Annotated in this window: 32 protein-coding genes; 22 read left to right on the forward strand and 10 right to left on the reverse strand. The window is 45.1% G+C overall.

Annotated features, from left to right (window positions below; all coding sequences use genetic code 11):
• Nucleotides 1-19: 19 nt before the first annotated feature.
• Entirely contained in the window at nucleotides 20-1,441 is a 1,422-nt protein-coding gene (gene sbcB, locus C9I98_RS21450; RefSeq protein WP_107272469.1) for an exodeoxyribonuclease I, read from the reverse strand.
• Nucleotides 1,442-1,655: 214 nt separating this feature from the next.
• On the opposite strand from sbcB, the gene C9I98_RS21455 reads away from it, so the two are divergent.
• From C9I98_RS21455 to C9I98_RS21465, 3 genes are all read left to right on the forward strand, one after another.
• Nucleotides 1,656-2,834, forward strand: a complete 1,179-nt coding sequence (locus tag C9I98_RS21455) for a tyrosine-type recombinase/integrase (RefSeq protein WP_036826942.1) — start codon at nucleotides 1,656-1,658, stop codon at nucleotides 2,832-2,834.
• 790 nt (nucleotides 2,835-3,624) lie between these two features.
• Entirely contained in the window at nucleotides 3,625-4,566 is a 942-nt protein-coding gene (locus C9I98_RS21460) for a HamA C-terminal domain-containing protein (protein WP_107272470.1), read from the forward strand.
• A 2-nt stretch (nucleotides 4,567-4,568) separates the two neighbouring features.
• Nucleotides 4,569-6,746 carry a DEAD/DEAH box helicase gene (locus C9I98_RS21465; RefSeq protein WP_107272471.1) on the forward strand — a complete coding sequence of 726 codons (2,178 nt, stop codon included), beginning with the start codon at nucleotides 4,569-4,571 and terminating at the stop codon, nucleotides 6,744-6,746.
• 48 nt (nucleotides 6,747-6,794) lie between these two features.
• On the opposite strand, the gene C9I98_RS21470 is transcribed toward C9I98_RS21465, so the two are convergent.
• The 7 genes from C9I98_RS21470 to C9I98_RS21500 all read right to left on the reverse strand — a co-directional run bounded on the left by C9I98_RS21470 (nucleotide 6,795) and on the right by C9I98_RS21500 (nucleotide 10,080).
• Entirely contained in the window at nucleotides 6,795-7,124 is a 330-nt protein-coding gene (locus tag C9I98_RS21470; RefSeq protein ID WP_051901771.1) for a helix-turn-helix transcriptional regulator, read from the reverse strand.
• On the reverse strand, nucleotides 7,108-7,320 hold the full coding sequence (locus C9I98_RS21475) for a hypothetical protein (protein ID WP_036816020.1): 213 nt from the start codon (nucleotides 7,318-7,320) through the stop codon (nucleotides 7,108-7,110). Before C9I98_RS21475 ends, C9I98_RS21470 begins: the two co-directional genes overlap by 17 nt.
• Complete coding sequence (locus C9I98_RS21480) at nucleotides 7,313-7,720, reverse strand: hypothetical protein (protein WP_036816018.1); 408 nt, start codon at nucleotides 7,718-7,720, stop codon at nucleotides 7,313-7,315. Before C9I98_RS21480 ends, C9I98_RS21475 begins: the two co-directional genes overlap by 8 nt.
• Before the next feature lie 99 nt (nucleotides 7,721-7,819).
• Entirely contained in the window at nucleotides 7,820-8,215 is a 396-nt protein-coding gene (locus C9I98_RS21485) for a hypothetical protein (RefSeq protein ID WP_036816007.1), read from the reverse strand.
• Nucleotides 8,212-8,463: a hypothetical protein gene (locus C9I98_RS21490; RefSeq protein ID WP_036816005.1), complete on the reverse strand. Its 252-nt coding sequence runs from the start codon at nucleotides 8,461-8,463 to the stop codon at nucleotides 8,212-8,214. The genes C9I98_RS21485 and C9I98_RS21490 overlap by 4 nt, the downstream gene beginning before the upstream one ends.
• Before the next feature lie 146 nt (nucleotides 8,464-8,609).
• Entirely contained in the window at nucleotides 8,610-9,296 is a 687-nt protein-coding gene (locus C9I98_RS21495; protein ID WP_036816002.1) for a hypothetical protein, read from the reverse strand.
• 145 nt (nucleotides 9,297-9,441) lie between these two features.
• Nucleotides 9,442-10,080, reverse strand: a complete 639-nt coding sequence (locus C9I98_RS21500) for a LexA family protein (protein WP_036816001.1) — start codon at nucleotides 10,078-10,080, stop codon at nucleotides 9,442-9,444.
• Nucleotides 10,081-10,155: 75 nt separating this feature from the next.
• On the opposite strand from C9I98_RS21500, the gene C9I98_RS27165 reads away from it, so the two are divergent.
• The 9 genes from C9I98_RS27165 to C9I98_RS21540 all read left to right on the forward strand — a co-directional run bounded on the left by C9I98_RS27165 (nucleotide 10,156) and on the right by C9I98_RS21540 (nucleotide 14,401).
• Nucleotides 10,156-10,341 carry a Cro/CI family transcriptional regulator gene (locus C9I98_RS27165; RefSeq protein WP_036816000.1) on the forward strand — a complete coding sequence of 62 codons (186 nt, stop codon included), beginning with the start codon at nucleotides 10,156-10,158 and terminating at the stop codon, nucleotides 10,339-10,341.
• Between the two features lie 65 nt (nucleotides 10,342-10,406).
• The gene (locus C9I98_RS21510; RefSeq protein WP_036815999.1) at nucleotides 10,407-10,952 is read left to right on the forward strand and encodes a hypothetical protein; all 546 of its coding nucleotides are present in this window, start codon (nucleotides 10,407-10,409) and stop codon (nucleotides 10,950-10,952) included.
• A gap of 12 nt (nucleotides 10,953-10,964) precedes the next feature.
• Nucleotides 10,965-11,096, forward strand: a complete 132-nt coding sequence (locus C9I98_RS27060; RefSeq protein ID WP_275451424.1) for a hypothetical protein — start codon at nucleotides 10,965-10,967, stop codon at nucleotides 11,094-11,096.
• Nucleotides 11,093-11,839, forward strand: a complete 747-nt coding sequence (locus C9I98_RS21515) for a helix-turn-helix domain-containing protein (RefSeq protein WP_051901769.1) — start codon at nucleotides 11,093-11,095, stop codon at nucleotides 11,837-11,839. Before C9I98_RS27060 ends, C9I98_RS21515 begins: the two co-directional genes overlap by 4 nt.
• Entirely contained in the window at nucleotides 11,839-12,561 is a 723-nt protein-coding gene (locus C9I98_RS21520) for an ATP-binding protein (RefSeq protein ID WP_036815996.1), read from the forward strand. Before C9I98_RS21515 ends, C9I98_RS21520 begins: the two co-directional genes overlap by 1 nt.
• Entirely contained in the window at nucleotides 12,558-12,872 is a 315-nt protein-coding gene (locus tag C9I98_RS21525; protein WP_036815994.1) for a hypothetical protein, read from the forward strand. The genes C9I98_RS21520 and C9I98_RS21525 overlap by 4 nt, the downstream gene beginning before the upstream one ends.
• Nucleotides 12,872-13,480, forward strand: a complete 609-nt coding sequence (locus C9I98_RS21530) for a DNA N-6-adenine-methyltransferase (RefSeq protein WP_036815991.1) — start codon at nucleotides 12,872-12,874, stop codon at nucleotides 13,478-13,480. Before C9I98_RS21525 ends, C9I98_RS21530 begins: the two co-directional genes overlap by 1 nt.
• Nucleotides 13,477-13,806, forward strand: coding sequence for a hypothetical protein (locus C9I98_RS21535; RefSeq protein WP_051901767.1), 330 nt, complete (start codon nucleotides 13,477-13,479; stop codon nucleotides 13,804-13,806). Before C9I98_RS21530 ends, C9I98_RS21535 begins: the two co-directional genes overlap by 4 nt.
• A 4-nt stretch (nucleotides 13,807-13,810) precedes the next feature.
• Nucleotides 13,811-14,401: a hypothetical protein gene (locus C9I98_RS21540; RefSeq protein ID WP_036815989.1), complete on the forward strand. Its 591-nt coding sequence runs from the start codon at nucleotides 13,811-13,813 to the stop codon at nucleotides 14,399-14,401.
• A gap of 112 nt (nucleotides 14,402-14,513) precedes the next feature.
• Here the strand turns inward: C9I98_RS21540 and C9I98_RS21545 are convergent, their stop codons facing one another.
• Nucleotides 14,514-15,233 carry an HNH endonuclease gene (locus C9I98_RS21545; protein WP_036815987.1) on the reverse strand — a complete coding sequence of 240 codons (720 nt, stop codon included), beginning with the start codon at nucleotides 15,231-15,233 and terminating at the stop codon, nucleotides 14,514-14,516.
• On the reverse strand, nucleotides 15,233-16,648 hold the full coding sequence (locus C9I98_RS21550; RefSeq protein ID WP_036816021.1) for an AAA family ATPase: 1,416 nt from the start codon (nucleotides 16,646-16,648) through the stop codon (nucleotides 15,233-15,235). Before C9I98_RS21550 ends, C9I98_RS21545 begins: the two co-directional genes overlap by 1 nt.
• A gap of 364 nt (nucleotides 16,649-17,012) precedes the next feature.
• Here C9I98_RS21550 and C9I98_RS21555 point away from each other — a divergent pair, with 364 nt between their 5' ends.
• From C9I98_RS21555 to C9I98_RS21600, 10 genes are all read left to right on the forward strand, one after another.
• A complete protein-coding gene (locus tag C9I98_RS21555) occupies nucleotides 17,013-17,216 on the forward strand; it encodes an HP1 family phage holin (RefSeq protein ID WP_158262707.1) in 204 nt (67 codons plus the stop codon).
• Entirely contained in the window at nucleotides 17,194-17,730 is a 537-nt protein-coding gene (locus C9I98_RS21560; protein WP_051901871.1) for a lysozyme, read from the forward strand. Before C9I98_RS21555 ends, C9I98_RS21560 begins: the two co-directional genes overlap by 23 nt.
• Nucleotides 17,723-18,112, forward strand: coding sequence for a hypothetical protein (locus C9I98_RS21565; protein WP_036817354.1), 390 nt, complete (start codon nucleotides 17,723-17,725; stop codon nucleotides 18,110-18,112). The genes C9I98_RS21560 and C9I98_RS21565 overlap by 8 nt, the downstream gene beginning before the upstream one ends.
• Nucleotides 18,018-18,287, forward strand: a complete 270-nt coding sequence (gene lysC / locus C9I98_RS27170; protein ID WP_420848067.1) for an Rz1-like lysis system protein LysC — start codon at nucleotides 18,018-18,020, stop codon at nucleotides 18,285-18,287. The genes C9I98_RS21565 and lysC overlap by 95 nt, the downstream gene beginning before the upstream one ends.
• Nucleotides 18,288-18,488: 201 nt before the next feature.
• Nucleotides 18,489-18,956: a DUF1441 family protein gene (locus tag C9I98_RS21575; protein ID WP_036817356.1), complete on the forward strand. Its 468-nt coding sequence runs from the start codon at nucleotides 18,489-18,491 to the stop codon at nucleotides 18,954-18,956.
• Nucleotides 18,940-21,006: a terminase gpA endonuclease subunit gene (locus C9I98_RS21580; RefSeq protein ID WP_036817358.1), complete on the forward strand. Its 2,067-nt coding sequence runs from the start codon at nucleotides 18,940-18,942 to the stop codon at nucleotides 21,004-21,006. Before C9I98_RS21575 ends, C9I98_RS21580 begins: the two co-directional genes overlap by 17 nt.
• A complete protein-coding gene (locus tag C9I98_RS21585) occupies nucleotides 21,003-21,215 on the forward strand; it encodes a hypothetical protein (protein ID WP_036817360.1) in 213 nt (70 codons plus the stop codon). The genes C9I98_RS21580 and C9I98_RS21585 overlap by 4 nt, the downstream gene beginning before the upstream one ends.
• Nucleotides 21,208-22,728 (forward strand): phage portal protein, encoded by a 1,521-nt coding sequence (locus tag C9I98_RS21590; RefSeq protein ID WP_245907215.1) that lies wholly within the window; start codon nucleotides 21,208-21,210, stop codon nucleotides 22,726-22,728. The genes C9I98_RS21585 and C9I98_RS21590 overlap by 8 nt, the downstream gene beginning before the upstream one ends.
• Nucleotides 22,721-24,787, forward strand: a complete 2,067-nt coding sequence (locus C9I98_RS21595) for a ClpP-like prohead protease/major capsid protein fusion protein (protein ID WP_245907216.1) — start codon at nucleotides 22,721-22,723, stop codon at nucleotides 24,785-24,787. Before C9I98_RS21590 ends, C9I98_RS21595 begins: the two co-directional genes overlap by 8 nt.
• 40 nt (nucleotides 24,788-24,827) lie before the next feature.
• On the forward strand, nucleotides 24,828-25,145 hold the full coding sequence (locus tag C9I98_RS21600; protein WP_036817365.1) for a hypothetical protein: 318 nt from the start codon (nucleotides 24,828-24,830) through the stop codon (nucleotides 25,143-25,145).
• Nucleotide 25,146 lies beyond the last annotated feature (1 nt).

Here is a 25,146-nt window from a genome sequence, read left to right on the forward strand (position 1 = left end):
GTGAATACCGACTGAACTTTTAGACCAGTGACTCTACATAGTCGTACACAGATTTTAGAATTTTCATCTTCTTCTCATCTGACTGGTGCTCCAAGGCAACGGCTTCTAGATTCTGCATGTAGGCAGGCAGGTTTTCTTCAAAGAAGTCTTGGCAATGGTGTTTCCATTGTTGCTGCTCTTGGTAATCCAACGTCATAGGGTAGTGACGTGCACGGTAGCGGAACAATAGTGGCTTGATGCGTTTGTCATCAACGTTAATCTCAAGGCTATTGAGCGCTTCTGGAGGCGTCTCACGAATGATATCCATGGTGGAGCGATCAGCGGTTGAGAAGAAACCATCATAAAGCATGCTGTCCACATTGGTATTTTCACCATAGTCGCGTTCTTGGCTGTAGATCTGCAATAGCTTCTCGCGAACTTCAGGGTGAGCTTTGAGCAATTGCAAATGCTTCAAGCACTGTTCGCGATCGATGCCGATACGGGCTGCATCTTCGGCCTTCAAGGTTTTGGCCGGTGCTAGCACAGGGCACTTATTCAGGTGTACAAGCTTTAGCGGGATCGGCAATTCGTCTGGGCCAAGATCCGCACGTTTGGTATACAGGCGCTGCTGGATTTCTTCTGCACTTAGCTCGATAAGCGGGGTAGGATCCATGGCAAGGTTAACAGTGATCACCGCGTTTTTGTTATCCGGGTGCCAAGCCATCGGCACAATCCAGCTGGTATTGCCGCAATCAACACCGAACATGCCTGATACATGAACCAGCGGCGTCATCTCGGCAATGTCGATGAGCTCTTGCAATTTCCGCTTGTGACGAAGACCGAACAGGTAGTTAAACAGTTTAGGCTGGTTTTGCTTTAAAATTTTCGCCAGCTCGATAGTGGCATACACATCTGCCATGGCATCGTGGGCATTGGCGTGCTCAATGCCATTGGCTACCGATAGGTGCTCTAGCTTAAAGCTTGGTAAACCTTCTTCGTTGTTTGGCCAGTTCACACCGTCAGGGCGAAGCGCGTAACATGTACGCATAATATCAAGCAGGTCCCAACGCGAGTTGCCGTTTTGCCAGCTCCATGCGTAAGGGTCAAAGAAATTGCGATATAGCGTGTATCGTGTCACTTCATCGTCGAAGCGAATGTTGTTGTAACCAATCACACAAGTGTTTGGCTTTGAAAGCTCTGCATGAATACGCGCAATGAATTCAGGCTCAGGTAAACCTTTCTCGTGAGCTTCTTGCGGTGTTATACCCGTGATCAGACACGCTTCCGGCGACGGTAGGTAGTCGAGTGGTGGCTTACAGTAGATGACCAGCGGCTCACCGATAACATTGAGATCCATATCAGTGCGAACACCCGCAAACTGGCAGGGGCGATCAGTCGCAGGGCTTGCACCAAAGGTTTCGTAATCTAGCCAAAACAGGGTTGGCTGATTTGTATCATTCATAGTAGTTTCCAGAAGCCATCGCATTGGTATTAAGTGTTTGTTCTTACAATGGCTTTTAAATGCTATACTGTACACTTATACAGTAGTTGATTCCGGCGCAATAACGTTTGGGATTTGCATTTACGTCCAAATCTGTGTCCAAACACTTGCGCTGTGCGTCCAAAACTAGTTCTAAAACCAAGCGACCAAATCATCGATTTTACAAGGATTTAGTATGACCATTTTAGACCGGCAACTGAAACTGATCTCAAAACAAGAATCTTACGATGGCCCATCAGAAATCAGTGATGGGGAAGGGTTGATAGCCCGCGTATCTCCCACCGCAAAAATTACCTTTCAGTATCGTTGTCGGTTCAATGGAAAAAGCCTCAGAATAAAGATAGGCAAGTATCCCGCAACTAGCCTTAAAGAGGCAAGGCGGAAACATAAAATCATGATGGAATTGAGAGAATCTGGCCGAAATCCCGAAATTGCCAACGGGGTTGGAGGTGGTGGTGAACAAGATTTCGTCACTTTAGATGGCTGCATAAACTACTGGTTGAAACACTATGTCCCCACCTTAAAGAAGGGGACGCAAGAACTTTACAGATCCTTTTCCAGAAACTACTACCTTGATGCCTTCCCAGATAGAAACGTCGAAACCATACCTGCTAGAGAATGGATGCAATGGCTTGATGATATTGGCGCTGAAAAGCCCAAAACCGCTAACTCGCTTTTTACCACACTGCGCGCCTGCCTTAACTTCTGCAAAAGCAAATTCATCATTGATAGAACCGACCTTGACCGAATCAAAAAGCAAAACGTTGGCATGAGGCCAGAGAACGGAAGCCGTGTTCCCACTTGGTCTGAACTAGGGCAAATTTGGTTAGCCATCGAACGTAGCCGCGCCAGCACTGCAAACAAAACCCTTCATCAACTCACCATGCTATGGGGCAACCGCCTCTCTGAGCTTCGCCTAGCAAGACGATCTCACTTCGATATGAAAGCCGGCATTTGGACTGTTCCCAAAGAACTGAGTAAAACCAATAAGCCTATCCGCCGCCCAATCCCCACCAAAGCCCGAGCCATACTAGAACGCGTCATGGCAACCTACGATGACGTGCTATTCCCAGGGCAAAACCTCAACACCCCAATTACCATTTCAGCCGCAAACCGTTATATACGACGAATACGCGCTAGCTTGCCATTAGAAGAGTGGCGTACCCATGATTTCAGACGCTCGTTGTCTACTGGCGCCTCAGAGCTCGGCGTAATGCCACACGTAGTAGAGAAGATGCTGGGACACGATCTGGGTGGAGTGCTAGCCGTGTACAACAAGCATGATTGGCTGGATGAACAGTTGGCGGGGTATGAGCTGTATGCTGAGAGGCTGTTTGCTGAGGTCGGTATGTAGTTAGCTATATTGTTAAGTGCACTTGATAATGCAGATAGTGATAGGTTGAAAATTTCAATTTATAAAGATTTTTATAGCTCCAGGGCTAACTGGAGCTATGCATGAAGTTAGGCTTTCAACTGCTCGAGTACTTTTGTTAGTACTGTGCAGCTTGAAACCACAAGGGCTGCTGCTAATGCGCTAGATGGATTTTGAATTCCGAGATAAATCCCTAACATTAGCAGAGCTGTAGATATCGAAAGAAACAATACGCATATAGTTCTATAAGACAAAGTCAGAGCTCCTTTGAACAAGTAAGCACCTGTACTCCGCGTATTTGAAATCACTTATACACAGATCCAGGTACTAACATTAGTCGTTTCTAGATTGTTGTGACTTCATCGATCCACATTTCGCATCACGTATTGCTTACCAAACGATCAGCACTCTAGCTTCACAATTTCATACGGATTCAAATATAATAATGTTGTTTTAGTGTGTCAACAGTCATATTGATGGGTCAAGAGTGCCCTTTGTTTGAAGAAAAGATTTTAGTGCAGCAGAGCCAAGTATTGATCGGCACTAGTAAATACTTCACTTAGGTTTTTTAATTCTATAACTGCTCAATGTGATAAAAGTCATGATTTTTAGATGTTTATGGTATACCTGCAGTTGTGGAGTCTAGAATTATAGGCATTCGTGTTGATTTATTGCATACTTCACTCAGTCTTTTATAGTAAAATCAGTCACTTGTAACTGTGTTTTTATACAGTATTTATGGGTTGATTTATGATACCTGCTTAGGAATAGTATGGAAAACGGACCATTTGGATCACGCTGCGTTATCGAGGAAAAAATATCAGAGAGCACCTTGCGAGCTTACTTGGTAGGATTTGATTTAACCGATGATGGAAGCAGTCAGTATCGTTGGAAAGAGTTTGTACAACGCATAGTTAATGTTATTCATGAATTTTCTTATGGTCATCATGAAGGAACAACGACGCAAAATACGCAAACATTAGATAAGTTAGTGGAAGCTGCTAATGCTATATATAAAATTGAAGAATTTCAGAAAGCTAAGGATATCTATTTAAATAACGGACATATTGATGATGATGTTGCCGATAAATACCTTCGCCGAGGCGAGTTTGGTGAACTTATTTTACATTTATTGTTGAGAGATAATTTTAATACTATTCCTCTTTTATCGAAAATCTATTTTAAAGATTCTTTAGGCCATACTGTGCATGGTTTTGATGGAGTTCATATTCAACCTGATACTGAATCATTGTGGTTAGGTGAGTCGAAATTATACATAGACCCAAAAAGAGGGCTTGCAGAACTGGTCAAAGATATAAAAGAGCATATAAAGTTAGACTACCTTAATGCAGAGTTTTCATTGATATCAAAAAAAGTTAAGCATTTTGATGAGAATAGTGAGGCTAAAGGGTGGAAAAAGGCTCTTTCGAGTACAACTAAGCTTAAAGATAAGTTAAAAGAAATAAACATTCCTTTGCTATGCACATATAGTAGTGAGGTATTCAATAAATATGATGATGAAGAGTTAGATGAATTTATTACAGAGTATGAAGTTCAAATAAGAGAATTAAGTGACTATTTTGATAAAAAAAACGATCACCCTCTGAAGTCAAAAATAAATATTGTTTTAATTTTGTTTCCAGTCAAATGTAAAGTGGAATTGGTTAAGAGGCTACATAAAAAATTATCGTTAATTCAAGCTATTGGAGATTGATTTTGGGTGACTTAATTAACAAGCTGAAATCAGCAGAAGAATTTTCATTTGATGAAACATTTGATATTTATAGTAAATGCTCTGTTTTAATTGATGAGGATGAAAAAAGAGGTAGTGAAACTCTAATACATATATTAGATAATAGACGTAAATTTGATATTCGTTTAGATGATATGTTAGCTGACATTGTTGAATCTGTAGGTTTTTATCCTTACTTAGAGAAAGAAAAGTTAGCATTATCATCTACAGGTTCAAGAATAAGAAATAAAGCTAATTGCTCGAAAAATATTATCGGAAAGGTTTTTCATGATGAGCAGAAATATCTTTCCGATATGTTGCTTTCAGATAAAAATTTAATAGTAAGTGCACCAACTAGTTTTGGGAAAAGCTTGCTCATTGAAGATATTGTAGCATCAAAAAGATATAATAATATTGTAATAATACAACCAACATTGGCGCTACTTGATGAAACGAGAAGAAAGCTGGTTAAATATAGTGAGTTTTATAAATTAATATTAAGAACATCCCAAGAGCCAGAAACTCATAAAGGTAATGTGTTTTTATTTACCGCTGAACGAGTAAATGAGTATTCGATGTTTGATAATGTTGATTTTCTAATAATTGACGAGTTTTACAAATTAAGCTCAAAGCGTGATGATGAGAGATCAGATACTCTGAATAATGCGTTTAATTATTTATTAAGAAAATTCGACCCAAAGTTTTATTTATTAGGTCCTAATATTGATGGTATATCTGAAGGATTTGCAAGTAAATATAACGCAGTATTCTATAAGACTGAATATAGTTTGGTAGCTTGTGAGGAGAATAATATATTCGAAGAACACAAGAACAAGTTTGGTGAGAGGGGTAAAAAAAAGAAATATAAAGAGGAAGTTCTTTTTGACCTTCTGTGGAAGAAAAGAGATGAGCACTCTCTTATTTATTGTTCATCACCATATCGTGCCAGATATTTATCTAAAGAGTATTATAGATATCTTATTAACAAAGGTGTTAAGGAAGCTAGTCACAACCTTCATATTATTGAATGGATTGAAAAATATGTTTCAGAGAGTTGGAGTCTCATTGATTGTTTAAAATATGGGATAGGAGTTCATGATGGTGCATTGCAGAAACATATAACGACTACAATAATTGATTACTTTAACAATGGTGATATAAAGCAACTATTTTGTACCGCAACTATTATTGAAGGTGTTAATACCAGTGCAAAAAATGTAATTTATTTTGATAAGAAGAAAGGAAAAGATGTATATGTAGATTTCTTCGATTACTCCAACATTAGAGGGAGAGCCGGTAGGTTGATGGAGCACTATGTTGGTAAAATTTATAATTTTAATGAGGTGCCACCAAGAGATCAAATCTATATTGATATTCCTTTTTTTGAACAGAATCCAATATCTGATGAAGTTCTTATAAACATTGATGATGATAATGTTGTAGATAAAAATTCAATACAGTTTGAATATATTTCATCACTTCCGCCAGATGAAAGAACACTTTTTTCTAAAAATTCTCTTTATATAAAAGGGCAAGATAGTCTATTAAAAAAACTCAGAAGGGACTTAGTTAAAGATTATAATTTAATATGTTGGGACTCGACACCTACATATGCCCAACTAGAGTATTGCCTTGGACTTGCATGGGATTATTTTGTCAGGCCAGAAGAATCACTTCGCCCTATGACAAAGAAAAGAATTGTAAAGGTAACATTTGACTATGGTTGGAATCGAAGTATTAACCATCTAGTTAAAAATATTTTTTCATATCAGTTAGAACAGAAAAATAAAAAAGATGAAAGAGATATTTTGGATGACTCGATTCGTGATAGTTTTCAAATATTAAGGCACTGGTTTCAGTATAAAATCCCTAAATGGCTAATTGTTATTCATGAAATACAAAAGTTCGTTTGTCTAGAAAAGGGAATTAGACCTGGAAACTATTTATATTATGCAAGTCTTATTGAAAATGATTTCATTCCAGACAATTTAACAATTTTGGCCGAAATTGGAGTTCCAAAATCCGCAATAGACAAGTTGCAGAAGCATATATCTACAAAGGTAAATCAAGATTTAATATTAAGTGAAATTAGAGAAAGAAAATTATATTCATTACCTAGTTTGCTTGACTATGAGAAGAATAAAATTCTAGAAAACCTATAACCTAAATAATCATATTGATGCGGCCACAGTTAATTGGCCGCATTAATATTATCGTCCAAGACCCCCAATATTTTCTTTCCATTCTTCAACAGCTGACCGTAGCCACCGCAACGGCATCAGAGTAACCGGATCTGGGAAGCCGCGGCTTTGCCGCCACTTGTAGATGGTGGCTTTGCTGCTTATGTGGAACATGGCCAATACTTCTTTATGGCTGATCAGTTGTGGTGATGACTGCTCATCTAACGTTGATACTGCTTTTGATTGTTCGGGTGATTGCTCATCGTTTTTATCAGATTTTAATAGTGACGGTGTCACGCTAATGTCTGATTTAACACGATAAGAGACATCAACTGTGGGGTAATCAGTGTAATTGTACATTTTTAGGCTCCTTATCTGCCTCGAACCAAGTGATACCACCGTCGGTTTCTAGTTCTCCGGTTGCGCCGCAGTCTAAACAGGTTAATTTGTCACCATCGTAGATCCATTCATCATTGCCTTGTTCGGTGGTAACTTCGATTTCGTTGCTGTCGCACTTGACACAGTTAAGCCATGAAAGTCGTATTGTTTTACTCATAATTTTTCTCCTCAGCTTGTTTTAACTTTTGATCAGGGTGAAGGCCAAAGTAATAGGCAGCTCTATCAAGTTGAGTTGTTCCATGAGTAGAAAGGTCATGTCGGTAGTCTTCGATTACTTGCTTCAGCATTAGCTCAATCAGCTTTGCGTCCATTGATGCAGATTGGAGCATCATTGCTGATTGGATTTGGCAATCTAAATAGCTTTCACTAATTTCAGCATCGAAGAAGGTAAATACGGCTTTTTCATTCCAATAGCCACTGTAATCACCTGCATCACCATTGGCTGACCAACTCACTAACTCTTCATTGTCGATACTTTCGGCAGATGTTTTTTGCATTAACAATAAGGCTGCTTCTCGGCGACCTTCTTTTCTCCATCGTTGCTCTTTGGTTTCCATAGTGAGTTCCTTATTTTTGTTTCTTGCTGGTGGCCAGTAGGTAACCGATATAAAACACAACACATCCGGTGGAGTAGATGAGTGGGGCTAAATATTCCATCATGAAACCTCCGTTGTTTTTGGTAGAAGCCGTGGTTCGAAAAGTCGGACTCGGTTGGTGGTATGCCAACAACGGGCATCACCTTTGAACAGTCCACCTTGATTTAAGTTGGCGCAGCCTTCGGGTAATGACTCGCCGCAATATTTGCAGGTGCCGAGCTTTTCTTTGATCACCGGAATCTCGGCGTGAACGCGGTGGATCAATAACTGCAATGCTTCAGCTTGTTTGCATGGTGTACCTGGTTGCGAGAAGAAGCGGCAAATCTCGTTGAGCTGTTCCACTTCCTTTTGTTCCAAGGGCAGGGGAAAGTTAGTCACGCCATTACTCTTTTGGTTGTCGCGAAAACGTTGGGCGCGTCGGCGGCCTTGCTCGCGAAGGCGATCTTCTTTATTCATGCTGCCGCCTTTTTCTTTTTATTACTGCGAGTGGCGGCTTTCTTTGTTGGCTTAATAAGATGACGCGCCTTAGTTAAACAGCTATCGAATACTTTACCTTTACTGAAAGTGACGGTAGTACGGTAGAAACGTAATGCTTCATTAATTCCGCGATCAATTTCTGATGGGAGATAACCCTCAGCCTGAAGTTGTTTATCTATATGCTTAACAATAAATGCCTCAATACTGTTCTTCACTGGTTCTCTCATTGCACGATTTCCTTATGTGAATATTGATAATCAGATTGTGGTCTTGCAGGGTGGTCAGCCCTGGGTTATTCTAAAGTTGAGCCTCGATGAGGACTCATTGCACGAGATACCCCGATTCGGATTGGTCCCTGAGTCGGGGTTTTCTTTTAATAATCAAAAACATCAATGCTCTCGCCGTAGATATTTTGCAGGCCAGAGATTTTGGTTTGTCGGCAGTAGAGTTTGTAGAAGTAACCCGCTAAACCCATTGCGTGAGTGGCGCCGGTAATGCTTCCGCTGATCCGTTTATCGTCTTCGTTGATATAGCCGATGTGGTATTGGCAGTCTTTTTCGCCGTGGTTGTAGAAGGTGACTTTTATTGATTGCCAATCATATTCGGGATGTTTGATAGTCATATAAATAGCGGTATCTCGTTCATCCCAATCTATATTTATTTCACCACCATTCTCTTGGGCCGATTCTTCCCAACAGCTTCGAATTTCATCCAGCATGTTGTGTGCGTCCAGTTCTTCAGGAACCGGGCTAAGCTCAGCTTTGAGTAATTCATCCAGTAGGGTAGCGGCGTGTTTATCTAATGCCTGGCCGTATTTTTCCTGCACCAACTGGGCTACGAAGTGGTTGTACTCTGGAAACGAAACTTTGTTGAGTGAAGTACCTATAGACGCTTCAATTGTCTCGGTAAGTGATTTGCCAAAGTCACTATACCTGCGAAGAGCAGCATTAACGGTATCTTGCATCAGCTTTTCTAGCTGATCTTCGATCATTTTCTCGATGGATCCGTCATCGATCATGTTGGCAAGCTTGGTTGTGACGATTTGATTGAGTTCTTTCATGGTCATTCCTTAGATAACTTTACATCTGATTCTTAATTAATCTTAGCTATCTAAGATTTGTTGTCAATGATGATTTTTAGTTTTCTAAGATTGATGGGGTAAAAAAAACCGCATAAGCGGCTTTTTCTTGAAACATAGAAAGGGATTAGCTGAAGGATCTACCTGAGAAAACAACGACACCAACAATAGTGCAGTTACCATTAACGGGAATGATTTGTTCCGGCCAATTTGGGTTTGCAGGCTTTAAGAATTTCTGGCCACCCTCGATGATGAGTTGTTTAAATGTTGCTTCATTTTTATCATCTAGACGAGCAACAATGTAAGAGCCATGCCTCCACTCAACTTGAGGATCAACAAATATGAGATCACCATCTCGAAAAACGGGTTCCATGCTTACACCTTGAACTTTAAGTACAAAGCTGTCTTCGCTGCATTTCACAGGGCATGGGTAACGAGTGGCTTCTGAAATACTAATTTCTTCGATAGTACTCCAAGCACCAGCTTGCACCCAACTAATCAAAGGAAAGTAGCCTTTAATGTCGGGACCATAAGTTACGTTAGAGCTCGTTGTCTTTTTAGATGGCTTCTGTTCACCAAATAAAAGCCAATCAGGTTCGCAATCTAATACCCGAGCTAAAGCAATAAGCTTTTCGCCCCTGGGTTTTGTCATGCCGTTTACCCATTGGCTGACCCCACCACTGGAGACTCCAGTAGCCTTGCTAATATCTACGCCTTTTAGCCCTAGGGCCTGCATGCGTTCTTTGATGCGATCTGAAATATCCATAATTTAAGTATTCTAAACCTTGACGGCATTAGTTTCCTAAGCTTAGAATCTTAGTTTTCTAAGATTTGGTGGTTTATGCTTAAGTCCGATGTAATCAAGTATTTTAAAAAACGAATCAATATTGCTGAAGCTCTTGGTATATCACCGGGTTCAATATCCCAGTGGAGTGATGTAATTCCAGAAAAACAGGCACTTAAACTTGAGTACTTAACTAATGGGAGGCTCAAGTATGACAGCAGCCTATATAGAAAAGTAGCCTAGTAATTATAGGGTAATCAGACGATTAACGGTGATTACAAACAATCAACCAACGTAAGGAAACAACAATGGTAAGTCTAAAAAGCGTTATGCGTAACGCGATAGAAAGTTGGCGGTGTGAAGTCACCAAGGAGTTCATCGCCAATAAAGTCGCTCGCAATTATTACAAGCTGAATCTGCATCATGAACCGGATGCCCCAAGAAAGCGGATCCTGAAAGTACCTGGTGCCGATGATGCCAACAACTCACAAAACTTCTGGCGCTACAACGAGCGGGTATCGGCTGAGGCCAAAGCCAATATCATGGATCTGCTTCCGGCTATCTTACTCGCCATGCCCAAGCAACGGGCTTGTGATGCACTCAATATCTTCCTCAATCCACTGGGCTTTTCGGTGGCATCAATAGGGGAGAGTGACTGCAGTTCTGGCCGCGATCGCTTGCTGGCTCACTTCAACAAAGAATCATCAGAAGCACTGACCACGCTACTGATGCTGCCCGAGAACGCCTCGCTGGACCAACTCCGTACCGCTTACAAAGAAGTGCAGGAGAGTGAGGGTTCTCACAAACCACTACTGGGATACCTAGAGAACTTGATGGCTAACAAAGCCGCGTAAGGATTTCGTGCAATGAGTCTTTATCTAATTCTGAATCAGGGCCATTCGGTATGGATGGCCAGTAACGGCAGGCGCAAGTTTGAAGTCTCACCTGTTGAAGCCCATTGGATTTTCCAACAGATGAGAGCAGGTCTGGCGTTATGAGTATCAAAGTAATGACGGCGGTATGGGACGCCGATAACCTCAAAGGCAACGCGAAGCTCATCATGCTTTGCCTTGCTGATTTTGCCAACGACGAAGGCTATTGTTGGCCGAGTTTAGAACGGTTGGCGAAGAAGTGTGGGGTATCCCGTTCTACGGTGAAAGCGCAGATCAAAAGCCTGTGTGAGATGCGGATTATCACTAAAGAATGTCGGGTGAAACCAGCCAAAGAAGGGGCTAAAAACAACGACACCAACATGTATTGGATTGATGTTCGTCAGCTGCAAAACAGCGATTCTACCCCAGTCGAAAATCAACCTAGGTCGAATTCTGACCTAGGGCAGATTTCGGCAAAGGGTGGGCCGGAGGCTGACCCCAAACCATCATTAGATCCATCAGATCTTAAAGATCCCCCTATAGTCCCCCAAGCAAGCAATCTTGATAAACCAACGAGCAAAACACGCAAGCCATCGAAAACCTTGCTGCCTGCTCAGTTCCACGTATCGGATGAGATGGCGCAGTGGTATGCCCAGCAAAACTTCTCGCTGGATGTGCACGATGCCACCAACCAATGGGCCGACGCCATGATTGCCCGAGGTTCGAAGTACACCGACTGGATTGCCGCCTGGCGTAACGGCATGCGCAATGCCAATAAGTGGGCGAGTGAGCGTCAAAGCAAGCAGGACTCAACGGTTCTGCGCATGGGGGCTAGTAATGGCAACTACGGACCACCGGAGGGTTACTGATGAACATCATGAATCGATTGGCCAAAGCGATGCCAAAACACGTCCAGCCATACACCGCCGAGCAGATGGCCGAAATCCACGAGCGAGAAGCAGAAGCCTTCCGCCAGAAGGTGAATCAAGAAAACCGTCAGGTGCTGGCAGCGAAAGCGATAGGTCGCTCGGGTATCAAGAAGCGTCATCAGGGCTGTAAGTTTGAAAACTACTTCACCCATTGCTCAGGCCAACGTGCGGCGTTTGCTGAAGCGCAACGCTTGTTGGATGACTACATCAATCATCGTCCGGGTGGTTTCATTTTTGCGGGAACGTCGGGTACGGGTAAGAATCACTTGGCCTGCGCTATCGCCAATGGGTTGTTGCAGCTGCGCCGTTCTGTAGTGGTGATCACTGTGGCTGAGTTGATGTTGAAGATCCGCGACTCTTACCGCAATGAAGCCGAAATCAGCGAGACAGAAATCATCCGCTACCTAAGCGTGGTTGATTTGCTGGTACTCGATGAGCTGGGCATTCAGCACAACAGCAACAACGAACGGGTAATGATTAATCGTATTATCGACGAGCGATACACGCAGGAACGGCCAACCGGCATCATCACCAACTTGCAGAGTGATGAGCTAGTGAAAACCCTCGGGCGCGCCGCGGTCGATCGCATTATGGAAGACGGCAAATGGGTGACTTTCAACTGGAGCAGTTACCGGATCAAGAAAGGGAGCAACGCAGCATGAGATATCAAACACTCGAACAGATTCAATCTGAACTGAAATCAAAGGCGTTTTGTTCTGCTGTACGCCACCTAATGCATCACCGTAAGTTGAAGCAGGATCAGGCCTTAAAGCTGATTGCCGATCACTGCTGGGTATCTGTCGCTACCGTGAAGAAATGGCAAACCAACGGCATACCCGCTAACCAAGTTGATGCGATGTTAGAGCTGCTTAACACCCGTTCACCGTGGGCACGGCATCAGCTAGCCCCGCGTAAGCGCGAAGCCGAAATCTGGATGCGTGTGAATACGCATGGCATTGCGAGGGCGGCGTGATGGCGATTTTGATTAAGAGCACGACTGCCCAAAGTGATAAGAATCGATGGGGTACACAGTGGCCTTGTTTTTGGGATGCCCAAGCTTTGTATGGTCGCGCGTTTGAGCTGGATGTGGCCGCCGAGCCTGAAACAACGAAGTGTGCCGAGTTCTATGTATCACCGGAATGGTTTGAACGCAGCCGAGAGCAATGTGCTTTCAGGTTGAACCCGAACGCTACGGTTCGTGGTTTTGATGCTTTGCAATGCGACTGGGCATCGCATTGGTGGTGTAACCCGCCGTTTGATAAGAAACCTGAGTTTCTAAGCAAGGCGTTGGAGCAAGCCAAGAAAGGCCATTCGGGCATGATGTTGTTGCCGTATGAGCCGTTAACCGGTTGGTGGCTGGAGTATGTCGAGGGCAAAGCCGCCGCTATTTATGAGCCTGATGGCCGATACAACTTCGTCGAACCTGACGGCGTCACCAAGAAGACAGGCGTTAACTTCGGGAGTGTGTTTGTGCTGTTCACACCGGGGTATTTTCCTGTCACGCAGCGGATCCGTTTTAAGCGTGGTATTGCGGATGAGCTAACAATCAACTTTCGCGAAAAAGTGGAGTGTGCCGCATGAACACAAAACAAACTTTTGAACAGCAAGTGGAAGACTTGAAAGCACAGAAGCGACTCCCCCTAGGTGCCGATACCCAATTTAATCGAGTCGTGTCTTCTGCGCTGGGCTTGGAATGGTCAACGCTGAGGGATTTAGAGCAGCGGATTCAAACCAAGTTTGATGCCTTTGATACTCAACCGGCGATTAGCGCCCGATTGCGAGAGGTGAAGCCAAGCAATACCGGCTTGGTAAAGCAGCGGATGTGCAAGCACGTTAACGGCAAATTGGTTTACTACTACCGCCTGGTTCCGGCCAGCATGGTAACAACGCTCGAAGAGGCGGCATAACATTATGAAAATTGAAAAGTTGCTAGGTAAATTCGGAATGAAGGGGATCAGCTATGGTCCCCGCACAGGCGGTAAAGCCTTACTGAGCCTTGATGAGCAGTTGGCGATAGTGGGCATTACTTGGAAGGAGTCGCCCATAGGCTTTCATGTGCTGTTTGTTGAGCTGCTGTCAGACAGAGATTCAGCCAGAGAGCTATACCAGCAAACCTGGCTAGAAGCCGCCAAAGTGATGCAAACATGGCGTGGCGTTTACCCCAAACAAGCCATCGAGGCCTTGTGCCTAACCGCTATAGCCGAAGCCACTCAACAACTCGGCCAGCTATGCCCCGAGTGCAATGGTGTGGGTAGGGTAACCAATAAACACCGCGTCACCCGCAAGTGCCCATGCTGCAAAGAAGGTCGCATAGAGTGGACGACAGAAACCCGCTTTGCTGTGTTTTGTCAAACCTTGCCGATCACCTATACACGCTTCAAGCGGTACTCAACGGTGCTGAACAAGTTGGTGGCGTGGTTAGTAGGGCAGCGAACAGTGGCGGTGTTGGCAGTGCAGAGCAGGGTGGAGCGGGAAAATGAAGAGGTGAGGGAGGTGGCTTAGAAGCTAAGTCTCAGGAAAAGTGAAATATTTAGAGTACGTTCTAGTAGCATTTGTACATATTGTGAAAACATTGGCCGAAGCGATTCGGCCGATGAATTAGAATGTTTTGGTTTTAGATTTCCCCAGCAACCCTTATTAAGGGGGAGCCGTTTTGATCAAAGCTTTGTCGAGAAGTACCTTTATATGATGCTGCGGATAATAATCGATTCAGCATATCAGCATCCTGATAGAATACAGTCATCCAAACACTCCAGAAGCCATCACTTTCAGCTGTTTCGATAATTTGTTCTCGCATGTAATCGTTATTACACTTTTGTAGACGATCTTTTGCTCTTTCAGCTTTATCCCAAACGATTCTACGCTTATTCCAACGACGGTCACTTGCCTCTTTTTCTATCGATGGTTGCTTGGTCAGCCCTACCAAATTAATTAAACGCTCGACTTTTTCTTTTAATGGTGAAATTACTGTGGGTGAAACTCGAACTATTCCGCCCTTTTGGTATTCAATAGCTTTAAATGTATTGTTTTTATCAGGCCAAATATAGTCAGATAGTACAATATCTGTACTTCCTTTATTTGAGTTGCAGTTTGTACAGGCAAGAAGGAAGTTATTCCAGTCAAGTAACCTTGACTGAATGACTTGATTTGCTCCTTTAGGTTTTTTGGGTTGAACATGCTCAACTGCAAGGCTTGCATCTAACTGCATCTCGCAATATGAGCAGTAATCACCTAAGCGCTTTATTAAATCACCTCTGGAATCTTGGTATTTTGAATAAGCTACGTCGTTACCATTATCATCTTTTGGAATAGTCCCACGCTCTACAGGTCGCATTACTCTTCATCCTTGACTTTAGACTTCCCTAGACCGGCAGCGAGCCTTTCCATTTCTAAAAAAGCATAATAAGCTATATCACCACTGTCACTAAAAGGTGCGCTAAGTTCATCAAGTTTCTGTTTTAAAATATTTTTTTCTTCTTCTGTGGCATTTTCGCTTTCTTCAAGAACTTGATAATATCTTTTGGCGACCTCGTACATCCGTTCAAGTCGAGCACTCCGTGAGGGTATGTTTACTCCCATGACCTCCTCAACGATGTCTTCAATGCTACGTTCACTATAACTTTTTGAAGGTGATGGCTGAGCTGTTTGAGCGATGTTATTACTAGCGTCATCATTAAACTCAAATTCTGGAGCTAGGTTCTCTCCTGAATTTAAATCTATTACCTCACCTCTTTGTAATGATTGAATGATGAACGGTGAATGAGTAGAAACTATAAATTGAACTTTTGGAAAAGCACTTCTTAAAGAGTTAACAATTTCACGCTGCCACTTTGGATGTAAGTGCAGATCAATTTCATCAATTAATACAATTCCTGGTGTTAAAGTTGCAGCTTGGTTACCTAGTTGTGGGTTTAGTCTAGCTGCCCGGTGTGCGATATCTGCAACAATTGCTAACATGTTACGATAACCATCACTTAAATTATCGAAGCTATATAAAGTGCCATCGGAAAATTCAACCATCAGTTCTTGAAGTTCAAGATCAAAGTAAAAATTTTCACAGTTTGGTATGCATGTTTTTACGGCTGTACGAACAGCTTCTAGCACATCGAACTTTTTATTTTTTTGAACACCGGCTTGTTCTAATCGACTAAACCATTTAAAAAACAAACGATGATTCGATGCTGGGTCTAAGCAGTCACGATAGCCAACGGTACGAGAGTCTGGCTTTGAAAGTTTGATGTCCTGCTTTTTATGCCAAAGACGACCAGTACCATAATATGAAATAATAGGTAGAAGAACTTCTTCTCCGTTCTCAACCTTAATACGTGCTTCTCTACCTGCTTTAGCAATTTTTTTTGCATTAATTCTTGTTGTTTTTCCTTCTTCTGAGGTTAATTCTCTAGACCAAAGGAATGGTTTACTTAAGGTTGTGTCATTAGGAGCGACTTCTGATAAAGTACCGATACAAGACAATTGAATACCATCAGTCCACTGGGGTTCTAAGCTAACAATTTGACCTGTTTTGATTTGAGCAATGCGAACTTCATCTTTACGAATATGTCGTGCTGCTTGCGGAACTTTGAAATCAAGTAAGTAACTACCCATCATAATGGATAACGCGTTTAAGATAGCAGATTTACCTGTTGCGTTATCACCAATAAGTACTGTTACATTGGATTTCGTATTAAAGCAAAAACGCGTATCAACAAATTTTCTGAAGTTTTTTAGGCGTAGCTCGTGAATTTTCATGATATCACTCGTTGTTTGACCATAAAGCGTCATTTATTGAACCAGATTTTAGCGCTTTTTTATTGGTTTCCCAACAAAATCTATCAATAAATCAATCGTTACAAAACTCAAGTGCAATAAAGTGTGAGTTTTGTTTTTTAATATGAAAAAGGTTATGTTTCTTATGCTTGGGGGGATTGCATGCTTTTAATCACAATTATCTATAAGATGACCGTTGACACTCACCCTGAAACGATGCATATTTACCACATTGCAAAACCTCGCCCACTCGGCGGGGTTTTGTCGTTTTAGCGCTTTATACCTCTAATCCTAACCGCCGTTCTGGCGGTTTTTTTATACCTGAAATTCGCCTATGAGAGAGAAGATGATCGGATGGTTTGCCTACCTCTGGGCGGGTTTTACCGGCTTGGTGTCTGGCTTATCCATCAATGAAATTGGTGTGGTGGTGTCTATCGCTGCCACCTTGTTTACCGCCGTTATCAACTGGCTCTATCGCCGCCGAATGCTCAAAGCCCTGCAGAACCATCCTGATGTGAGAAAAGCCTATGAACAAATGGAAGACGACTAGCGGCGCGGCCGGTTGTGCGGTGGCTGCTGTACTGGCTTTTGTTGCAGGTACTCATCACGACTTAAAGACCAGTGACGATGGCTTGGCGTTTATGGCCGGGCTGGAAGGATGTAAAAGCTCGGCTTACCAGTGCAGCGCCAACGTGTGGACCATCGGCCTTGGCCATACCCAAGGGGTAGAGCAGGGCGATACAGCGGAAGTACCTGAAATTGCCCAATGGTTTATTGATGATATTGCTGCCGCCGAAAAGGTAGTTAATCAACAAGTTAAGCTGCCCGAAGGGCCAAAGTTCGATATGGCCGTGAGCTTTGTGATGAACCTTGGTGCGGGTAATTTCCGCAGCTCGACTTACCTGAAAAAACTCAAAGCTGGCGAGCTGGATGCAGCCTGTAATGAGTTTACTCGCTGGGTGTATGTGAACGGTAAAGACTGTCGTGTGGAAACCAGCAATTGTCTGGGCATAGTGACGCGGCGGGAACGTGAACGGGGGATTTGCCTCAATGGTTATGAGTAAGTTCAAGAGCTTTAGTTTGGTGGTGCTGGTACTGATTGCGGTGGTGCTGTTTGTCGAGAACGGCTTCTTATCACGAGATTTAAAAGCATCGAAAGCGGATATTCAGGCCAAGTCGCAAGAAATCGCACAGCTGGTCGCAGTGAATCAATCCATGGAACAGACGGTGGCTTACCTAGAGGCCATGGCAGAGCGAGAACGTATAGCGGCTGAGCAGGCGGATTTAGCCCGTCGAAGTTGGCAGGCTCGCGCATCACAAGCACAACTACAAATTGAAAAGGACATTGCCAATGCGAATTGTGCTGATTTGCTTATTCCTGGTGCTGACCGTTGGGTGTACTACAACGCCGCCAGTGGTCACCCAATACAAAGTAACACTGATTAAACCGCCTGCGGCGTATTTACTTCCTTGTACTCAACCTTATCAATCGCCTCCGTTAACGTGGGGCGAGGCCGTTAGGCGTGATCCTGTCTGGCTGATGTATTTCTCGTTGTGTGCTTCTCGCATCGAGAATTTGCGGCGTTGTTACGACAACCCGCAGACCTGCATTCAAGAGTGATTTCTCTTTTCTATTTTCATCTTCTGCGTTTGTGCCTCGCTGTCTGCTGCGTTAGCTAAGACGGTGCCCTCCTTACATCTGAGCGCGCATTCAGAATCAAAAAGGCACTAGCCACGCGAGTAAGCGCGACATGAGCGGCAACGTCACCGTGGGCGAGACGGGCGTGACACCGGGAGAGACTGGGCTATTTCCGAGGAAGCCATGAATAATGAAAAACGATTATGGAATACCAGTGAGTTAGAGCAGTTTGGCTCTCACCGTTCGACGGTACGTAAACGCCTTAAAGCGGCAGGTATTGAGCCGGTGGCCTTCAAGGGTAATGCGCCGCTATACGATGTGTGTCAGGTGGCGCCGTATTTGTGTAAAGCGCCAGTGAAAGAGTCAGACGCTCCGGATCTAATGGGCTTTCCAACCGCCGCTGAGCTGCGGGCGTTTGTTCAGGCAGAGCGAGAGAAGCTGAGCCTATCGAAAGACACTGGCGAGTTGATCCTGCGTGAAGACTACGAGAATGAAATCGCCAAGAGTACCGCTGCGATTAAGAAGTTTGCCGATGGAGCTATCAACCGAATTGAAACCGCGATACCGGATGCGACTGCGGAACAACTTGAGAATATCGAAAGATTACTGAATTTTGATTTAGAGGCGGTGAACGATGACATTCGATTATAAATTTGCCGATGCGGCGGCTATTCGTCGTAGTTTGGCTTATTTGTGTTTGCCTGCGAATAAAACCCCAGCGGAAGCCGCTGATGAGTATCTCTGGGTGTCGGATGGAATGGACACCACTAAGTTTATGAGTTCGATGACGCCGTATATGCGTGAGCCGATGAATGCGCTGTCTCGTCGAATTTATGAAGCGGTGATTTTGATGGGGCCTGCGCGTTCGGGCAAGACTAAAGCCTTGGTTGAGGGCTGGATAAATTACGCCGTTACTCAAGCGCCGGGTGACATGCTGCTTATCTACAGTACCAAAACCAAAGCGGTCGATATGAGTAAGATAGATTTAGATCGCTGCTTTACCAAAACCAAACCTATTCGTGATTTGCGTACTGGCCGCAAGGCGGATGACAACCTCACCAGTAAAGTGTTCAAGAACGGCATGATGCTAAAGCTGGATTCCGCGACGGAAACTAGTTTGTCGGCCTCGACTTATCGTTATGCAGGTTGTACCGATTACGATCGCGGTGATGACTCGGTGGGGGAAGAAGGTAGTAAGTTTCAACTCATGCTAATGCGGGTACAAAATGCTAAGTCGTCTGGAATGGCGATGGCTGAATCTTCCCCTGGGCGTATTGTTCGTCAGCCAAAACCGGATGCGCAGTTGAAGCCTCATGAATGCCAGCCTTGTTCGGGCATCGGTGGTTTGTATAACCAAGGCGATAGGCGACGATTTTACTGGCAGTGTCCTGACTGCGAAGCGTGGTTCATGCCTCTTTTTGAGACGCTGAAGTGGGATGACCATGAGGACTACCAGGATGCGGCTAACACAGCGTATTGTGAGTGTCCTCGCTGTACATATCGAATAGAAGAAAAGCAAAAGCAGAAACTTAACCTTGCTGGGCGTTGGTTTCGGGAAGGTGGCGTTGACCAGTATGGTCAGGTTGTTGAAGACGAAAGCCAGCATCGAAAGTCCAAATGGGCAACGTTCTGGTTTGAGGGCGTTGTGGCGGCTTATGCGAGTTGGGAAAAGTTGGTTTATCGCTACTTGAATGCCCAGGCGCAATATGATGAAAGCGGTGATGAAGAAGCGCTGAAAAGCTTTATGAACATCAATGTTGGCCGTCCCTATATTTATCAATCTCAAAGTCAGGAAGTGGGGGCGCATGAGCTGATGGCTCGTGCTGGAGACTATCCGCGTGGTGTGATTCCTGAAGGAGGTCGATTCCTGATCATGAGTATCGATGTGCAGGGTGGTCGCAAGAACCCTCGGTTTGTGGTGCAAGCTCAGGTGTTCGGGGAAGGGCTGCAACGTTGGGTAATTGACCGCTTTGAAATCCTGACTACACCTCATCGCAATGGTGATCGCATTAATCCTGCGGTGTATGCCGAGGATTGGGATTTGTTGATTGATCAGGTGATTAAGAAAACCTATCCATTGGGGGATGAGTCTGGCCGGGTGATGAAGCCGTTACTGACACTGTGTGATTCCGGTGGATCTGGTGAAAAGGTGGGTAATAAAACCACTTCGGTTACTGAGCTGAGTTATCAGTTTTACAACCGCCTGAAGCGGCAGGGGATGTCTCATTTGTTCCGTTTGGTGAAAGGCGCGAGCCGTGATCCGAAAGACTTGGTGAAAGAGAGCTTTCCCGATAAGCGTTCTAAACATGCGCATGGTGAAATCCCGCTGTTGTTGCTTCATACCAACCGGTTAAAACACCGTGTGTCGTCGAGCTATTGTCGGGCTGAGTTTGGTTCTCGATTCTTCCATTTGCCTGCTTGGTGCCAACGTGAGTGGTTTGATGAGCTGACTGCCGAATATATTGATGAAAACGGCGATTGGCAGAAGCCAGATAAACAAGCGAATGAGGCGTTTGACCTGTGCGTGTATGCCGAAGCGGGGATGCATTACAAGGGCGGTGATGAGCTGAACTGGCAGAGCCCTCCGGGCTGGGCCGATGAGTGGCAGTTCAATATCAATGTAGTGGATGCCGATCAGCAGCCGAAGTTTGAGCGAAAACCAAGAAGTCGATATAGGCATTCAAGGGGCATTTACGGATGACAATAACGAACCGCCAGCGCTTGCAGTGGTACTTAGATGCCGAGCAGAAAATTTTGATGCAGCAGTCGGTGGAAACTGCTGAAGGGGAAAAGCTGACCTTTGCCAGCCTTGCAACGGTGCGACGAGAGATTGAACGCTTGCAGGCGTTAATCGCTCGGGAGTCGCAAGGGGGCCGCAGAAGCATGATCCGGAGGAATTACCTTGAGTAAATTCAACCTTGCCGATCGTGTGGTGGGTTACTTCAACCCCAAGGCAGGGCTTGAACGGATGCACAACCGAACGTTAATCAACAAGTATCAAGCTGCATTACCTGCTAACCCCCACACCAAGAAACGTAATCCTCGCTCTACCAGTAAAGCCAATCAGTTAAACAAAGATGCCAAGTCGCTGCGCCAACGGGCGCGGCATATGGATGAAAACACGCCTTTCGTTACTGCGATTCTTGATGAGTTCTGCGCCAATGTGGTGGGGCCGAACGGCATCATGATTGAACCTCAGCCATTGGATAAAGCCGGCAATGTACATACGGAGTTTGCCCGGCAAATCAATGAATGGTTTGAGCTGTTTTCCCTTAAGCAAAATATCGATGGTGAACACTCTCGGGCTGAAACCGAGTGGTTGGCCTGCCGTACCTGGTTGCGAGATGGGGAAGTGTTTGCGCGGTATTACATGGGCTATCACCCAGAGATTGATTATCCATCTGGGACGCCGTTTGGGGTGCAGCCGTTTGAGCCGGATTATGTGCCGGTGAATATCAGTGAGCCTGAGCGCGGTGTGTATGAAGGGATTCGTCGCAATAAATTAGGGCAGATTATCTCTGTGTTGATCCAGCGGGATGCGTTGGGTTTTGAGTTCTCTGAAGTTGAGGCGCGATTCGTTACTCACCTGAAGTTTACCCGTCGTTTTCATCAGAACCGAGGCGTGACCTTGCTGCATTCAGTCATGGACTTGATTGCGGATGTAGAAGATTACGATCAGTCAGAGCGGATCAGTGCGCAGATTGCTAGCCGCTTTGCTTATTTCATCAAGCGTGACAGCAGCACTGAAGTGAGTGATGCCTTTGACCGTGGTGGGGATGTGTTCCTTGGTATGGGGAACAGCTTTGAACTGGCACCTGGTGAAGATGCGGGTGTGGTGGAGAGCAATCGCAGTGAGTCGATGAGTAGTCCGTTCCGTGATGCCCAAATGCGATTAGCGTCGGCAGGTTCTGGCGTGAACTGTTCTAGTGTGACTCGTCATTACTCTGGAACCTATTCGGCCCAGCGGCAAGAGCTTATCGATTCCTTTGCTCGATACCGGATCCTTCAACGCAAGTTCGTTACCTGCTGGACCCGTCCGCAATATCGGCAAGCGCTGGAGATGGCGATTCTCTCTGGTCAGTTAAAAGTGCCAAAGGATGTTGATGCTGAGTCGGTATTGAATGCGATTTATCAAGCGCCAGTCATGCCGTGGATAGACCCAGCTAAAGAGATGACTGGGGTTGAGAAAGGTACGCGGTTGGGATTGCAGTCGCTTAGCCATTACCAGCGAGAACGTAACTTCAACCCTGTATCAGTCAGGCGTGAGATTAAGGCTGAGCGTCAGGCAATGAATGATGATGCGATTGTGAGTGTGGCGGATCCTGCCCATAACATTGCGTCGAAGGTTCAGCATAGCGCTAGCAGCAAGAATCAAACGAGCCAAAACACGAACAGAGAGGCAAAGAATGCCGAAGATGAATAAGTCATGGTTCACTCTGACCAATCAGGGTGAAGAGCAGCCGGTGAAGGTGTGGATCCACGGTGATATCGGTAGCTATGACATTGAGGCTATCGATTTGGTGCGGGCGCTGCAGGCCGTGGGTAGCCAAGATGCTGAGTTTCGTATTCAGAGCTATGGCGGCTCGGTGTATGAAGGGCTGGCGATGTATAACGCCATCAAGGCGCATAAGGGTAAAACCGTGGGTGTGGTTGATGGCTTGGTGGCGTCTATCTCAAGCTATTTCCTGATGGCCTGCGATGTGGTGAAGATGCCGGAAAACGCCAAGCTGATGATTCACAACCCGTCGATTGGGGCATGGGGCGGTGAAGATGAGCTGGATAGCGCGCTGACCCAGCTGAAGAACGCCAAACAAACCATTGCGGATGCTTATGTGGAGCGCTGCGGTAAGCCGTTGGACGATGTGCTGGCGGCGATGGCCAAGGAGACTTGGTTTACTGCGCAGGAAGCACTGGAGTTTGGCTTGATTGATGAGGTTGTCGATCCGGTTGATCTCTCCAACAGCCTCAAGAATGTCTCCCTTGATGATTTGCAGGCCAAGGCCTTTAAGCATCCCCCGGAAGATTTGCTTAATCAGTTAGAAAGCCCTATTTCTGAGCCCAAACCAGAACCTTCAACTTCAAAAACAGAACCTCAACCGCTGGCCGCAAGTGCGGCAGGCAGCGAACTATCACAACAGGTAAGTGACGATATGCCAAAACCACTTGATAACGATACGCTGCAAAATGCAGTGAAGAAAGAAAACGCTCGCCAGTCTGCGATTCGTGCGCTGTGTGCTCAGCACAAGGTGAGTGATGAGCTGCGCGATGACATGCTCAATGATATGGATTGCTCGGAAGAGAAGGCCTCGCTGAAGATTCTGCAGAACCTGGGGACTCTTTCTGCTCAAGGTAGTGAACCGTCTGGTCAAGGACGTGATCCGCAGGGGAATGGTGGTGATCAGGCTTCATCAGGGCCAACCAATACCCATATTCATGTTGATAACGGCAATACCACCAAAGATGCGCTGCAGAATGCGCTAAATTCGCGCTGTGGTACCGAAAATGTCGATAAAGATAATCCATATCGCATGAAAACGCTGTTGGATATGGCTGAGATCTTGGTGGGCAAAGATGCCAAGTTCTGCAGTAACAAGAATGAACTGGTGGCAAGGGCGTTCAACAGTGGTGATTTTGCCGACATCATCACCGAAGGTGTACGGACGGTCATGCGTGATGAAGCCAAGGTTCGGGCGCCGTTGTGGCGTGAGCTGGCAAACACCGAGAATCTGCCGAACTTTAAAGAAACGGATTTGGTGCTGATTAATGATGCGCCGGATTTGATGGCGGTATCAGAAGACGGTGAGTACAAAGCGGCGACCATTAAAGGTAGCGGCGAGAAGATCCAGCTGGCGACCTTTGGCCGTGAAATTGCCTTTACCCGTCAGGCGATCATCAATGATGAAATCGCGCTGATTTCTAAGATCCCCCGTAAGTTCATGCAGTCGGCTTATCGTCTGTCTGACAAGCTGATGTTCAATGCGATCCTCTCTGGCCAAATGGGTGATGGAAAGTCGGTTTATATCCCGGGTACGAGCACCAAGTGGGGCAATCTTAAAACAGGTATCACAAAGGGTGATTACCAAGATTTGATTATGGCGCTGCATAAGTCGTTCGCGACGGCGACATCATCGGGTGGTGATGCGTTGGATCTTCGCGGTGAAGTACTACTGGCAAACCCTGACCATGCTTCATACCTCGAAGCGGTGCTGAATACGGCGAGTAAGCCGGATACCTTCAACCCAGCTTATAAGAAGTTCCAGAAGGTGATTGAAACGGCTCGAATGGCTGAGGTGAATGGTGCGATTGCTCTTACCGGTAAGCATTTCGATTCGGTTGTGATGGCCTTCCTAGATGGCGAGCAAGATCCTTGGTTGGAAACGGGTGATGGCTGGAGCAGCGACGGTGCTAAGTTCCGCATCACTTACGATCTGGCTTCTAAGATGGTTGATCGCCGCGGTATTTCTAAAGTGACGTTCGCTTAATCATTCCCACACTCATTAGTTAATAAGACAGGTAGTTACGATGCGTATTGCTGACGGAAATAAGATTGACCTGAAAGCGCCTGCTGGCGGGTTTACCAAGGATGTGCCGGTTAAGTATGGCTCTTTGATTGTGGTACCCAATTACTCGGGTCCTGAAGGTCAGGTTGTGAGTTGTACTTACCGTGGTTTGTTTGACGGGCCGATTAAGGCGGGGGATACGTCTGCTTTTGAATCAGAACCGGCGTATTTCCACAATGGTGAATTCACCAAAACAGCGCCAACGGCTGACGGTTCGGTGAAAGTGCCGGTGGGTGTATTCACTGATGGCTGTGTGCTGCTGACTGGCGTGCTGGTTTAAC

It is taken from the genome of Photobacterium sanctipauli (assembly GCF_003026495.1).
In the GTDB taxonomy this organism is placed as follows: domain Bacteria; phylum Pseudomonadota; class Gammaproteobacteria; order Enterobacterales; family Vibrionaceae; genus Photobacterium; species Photobacterium sanctipauli.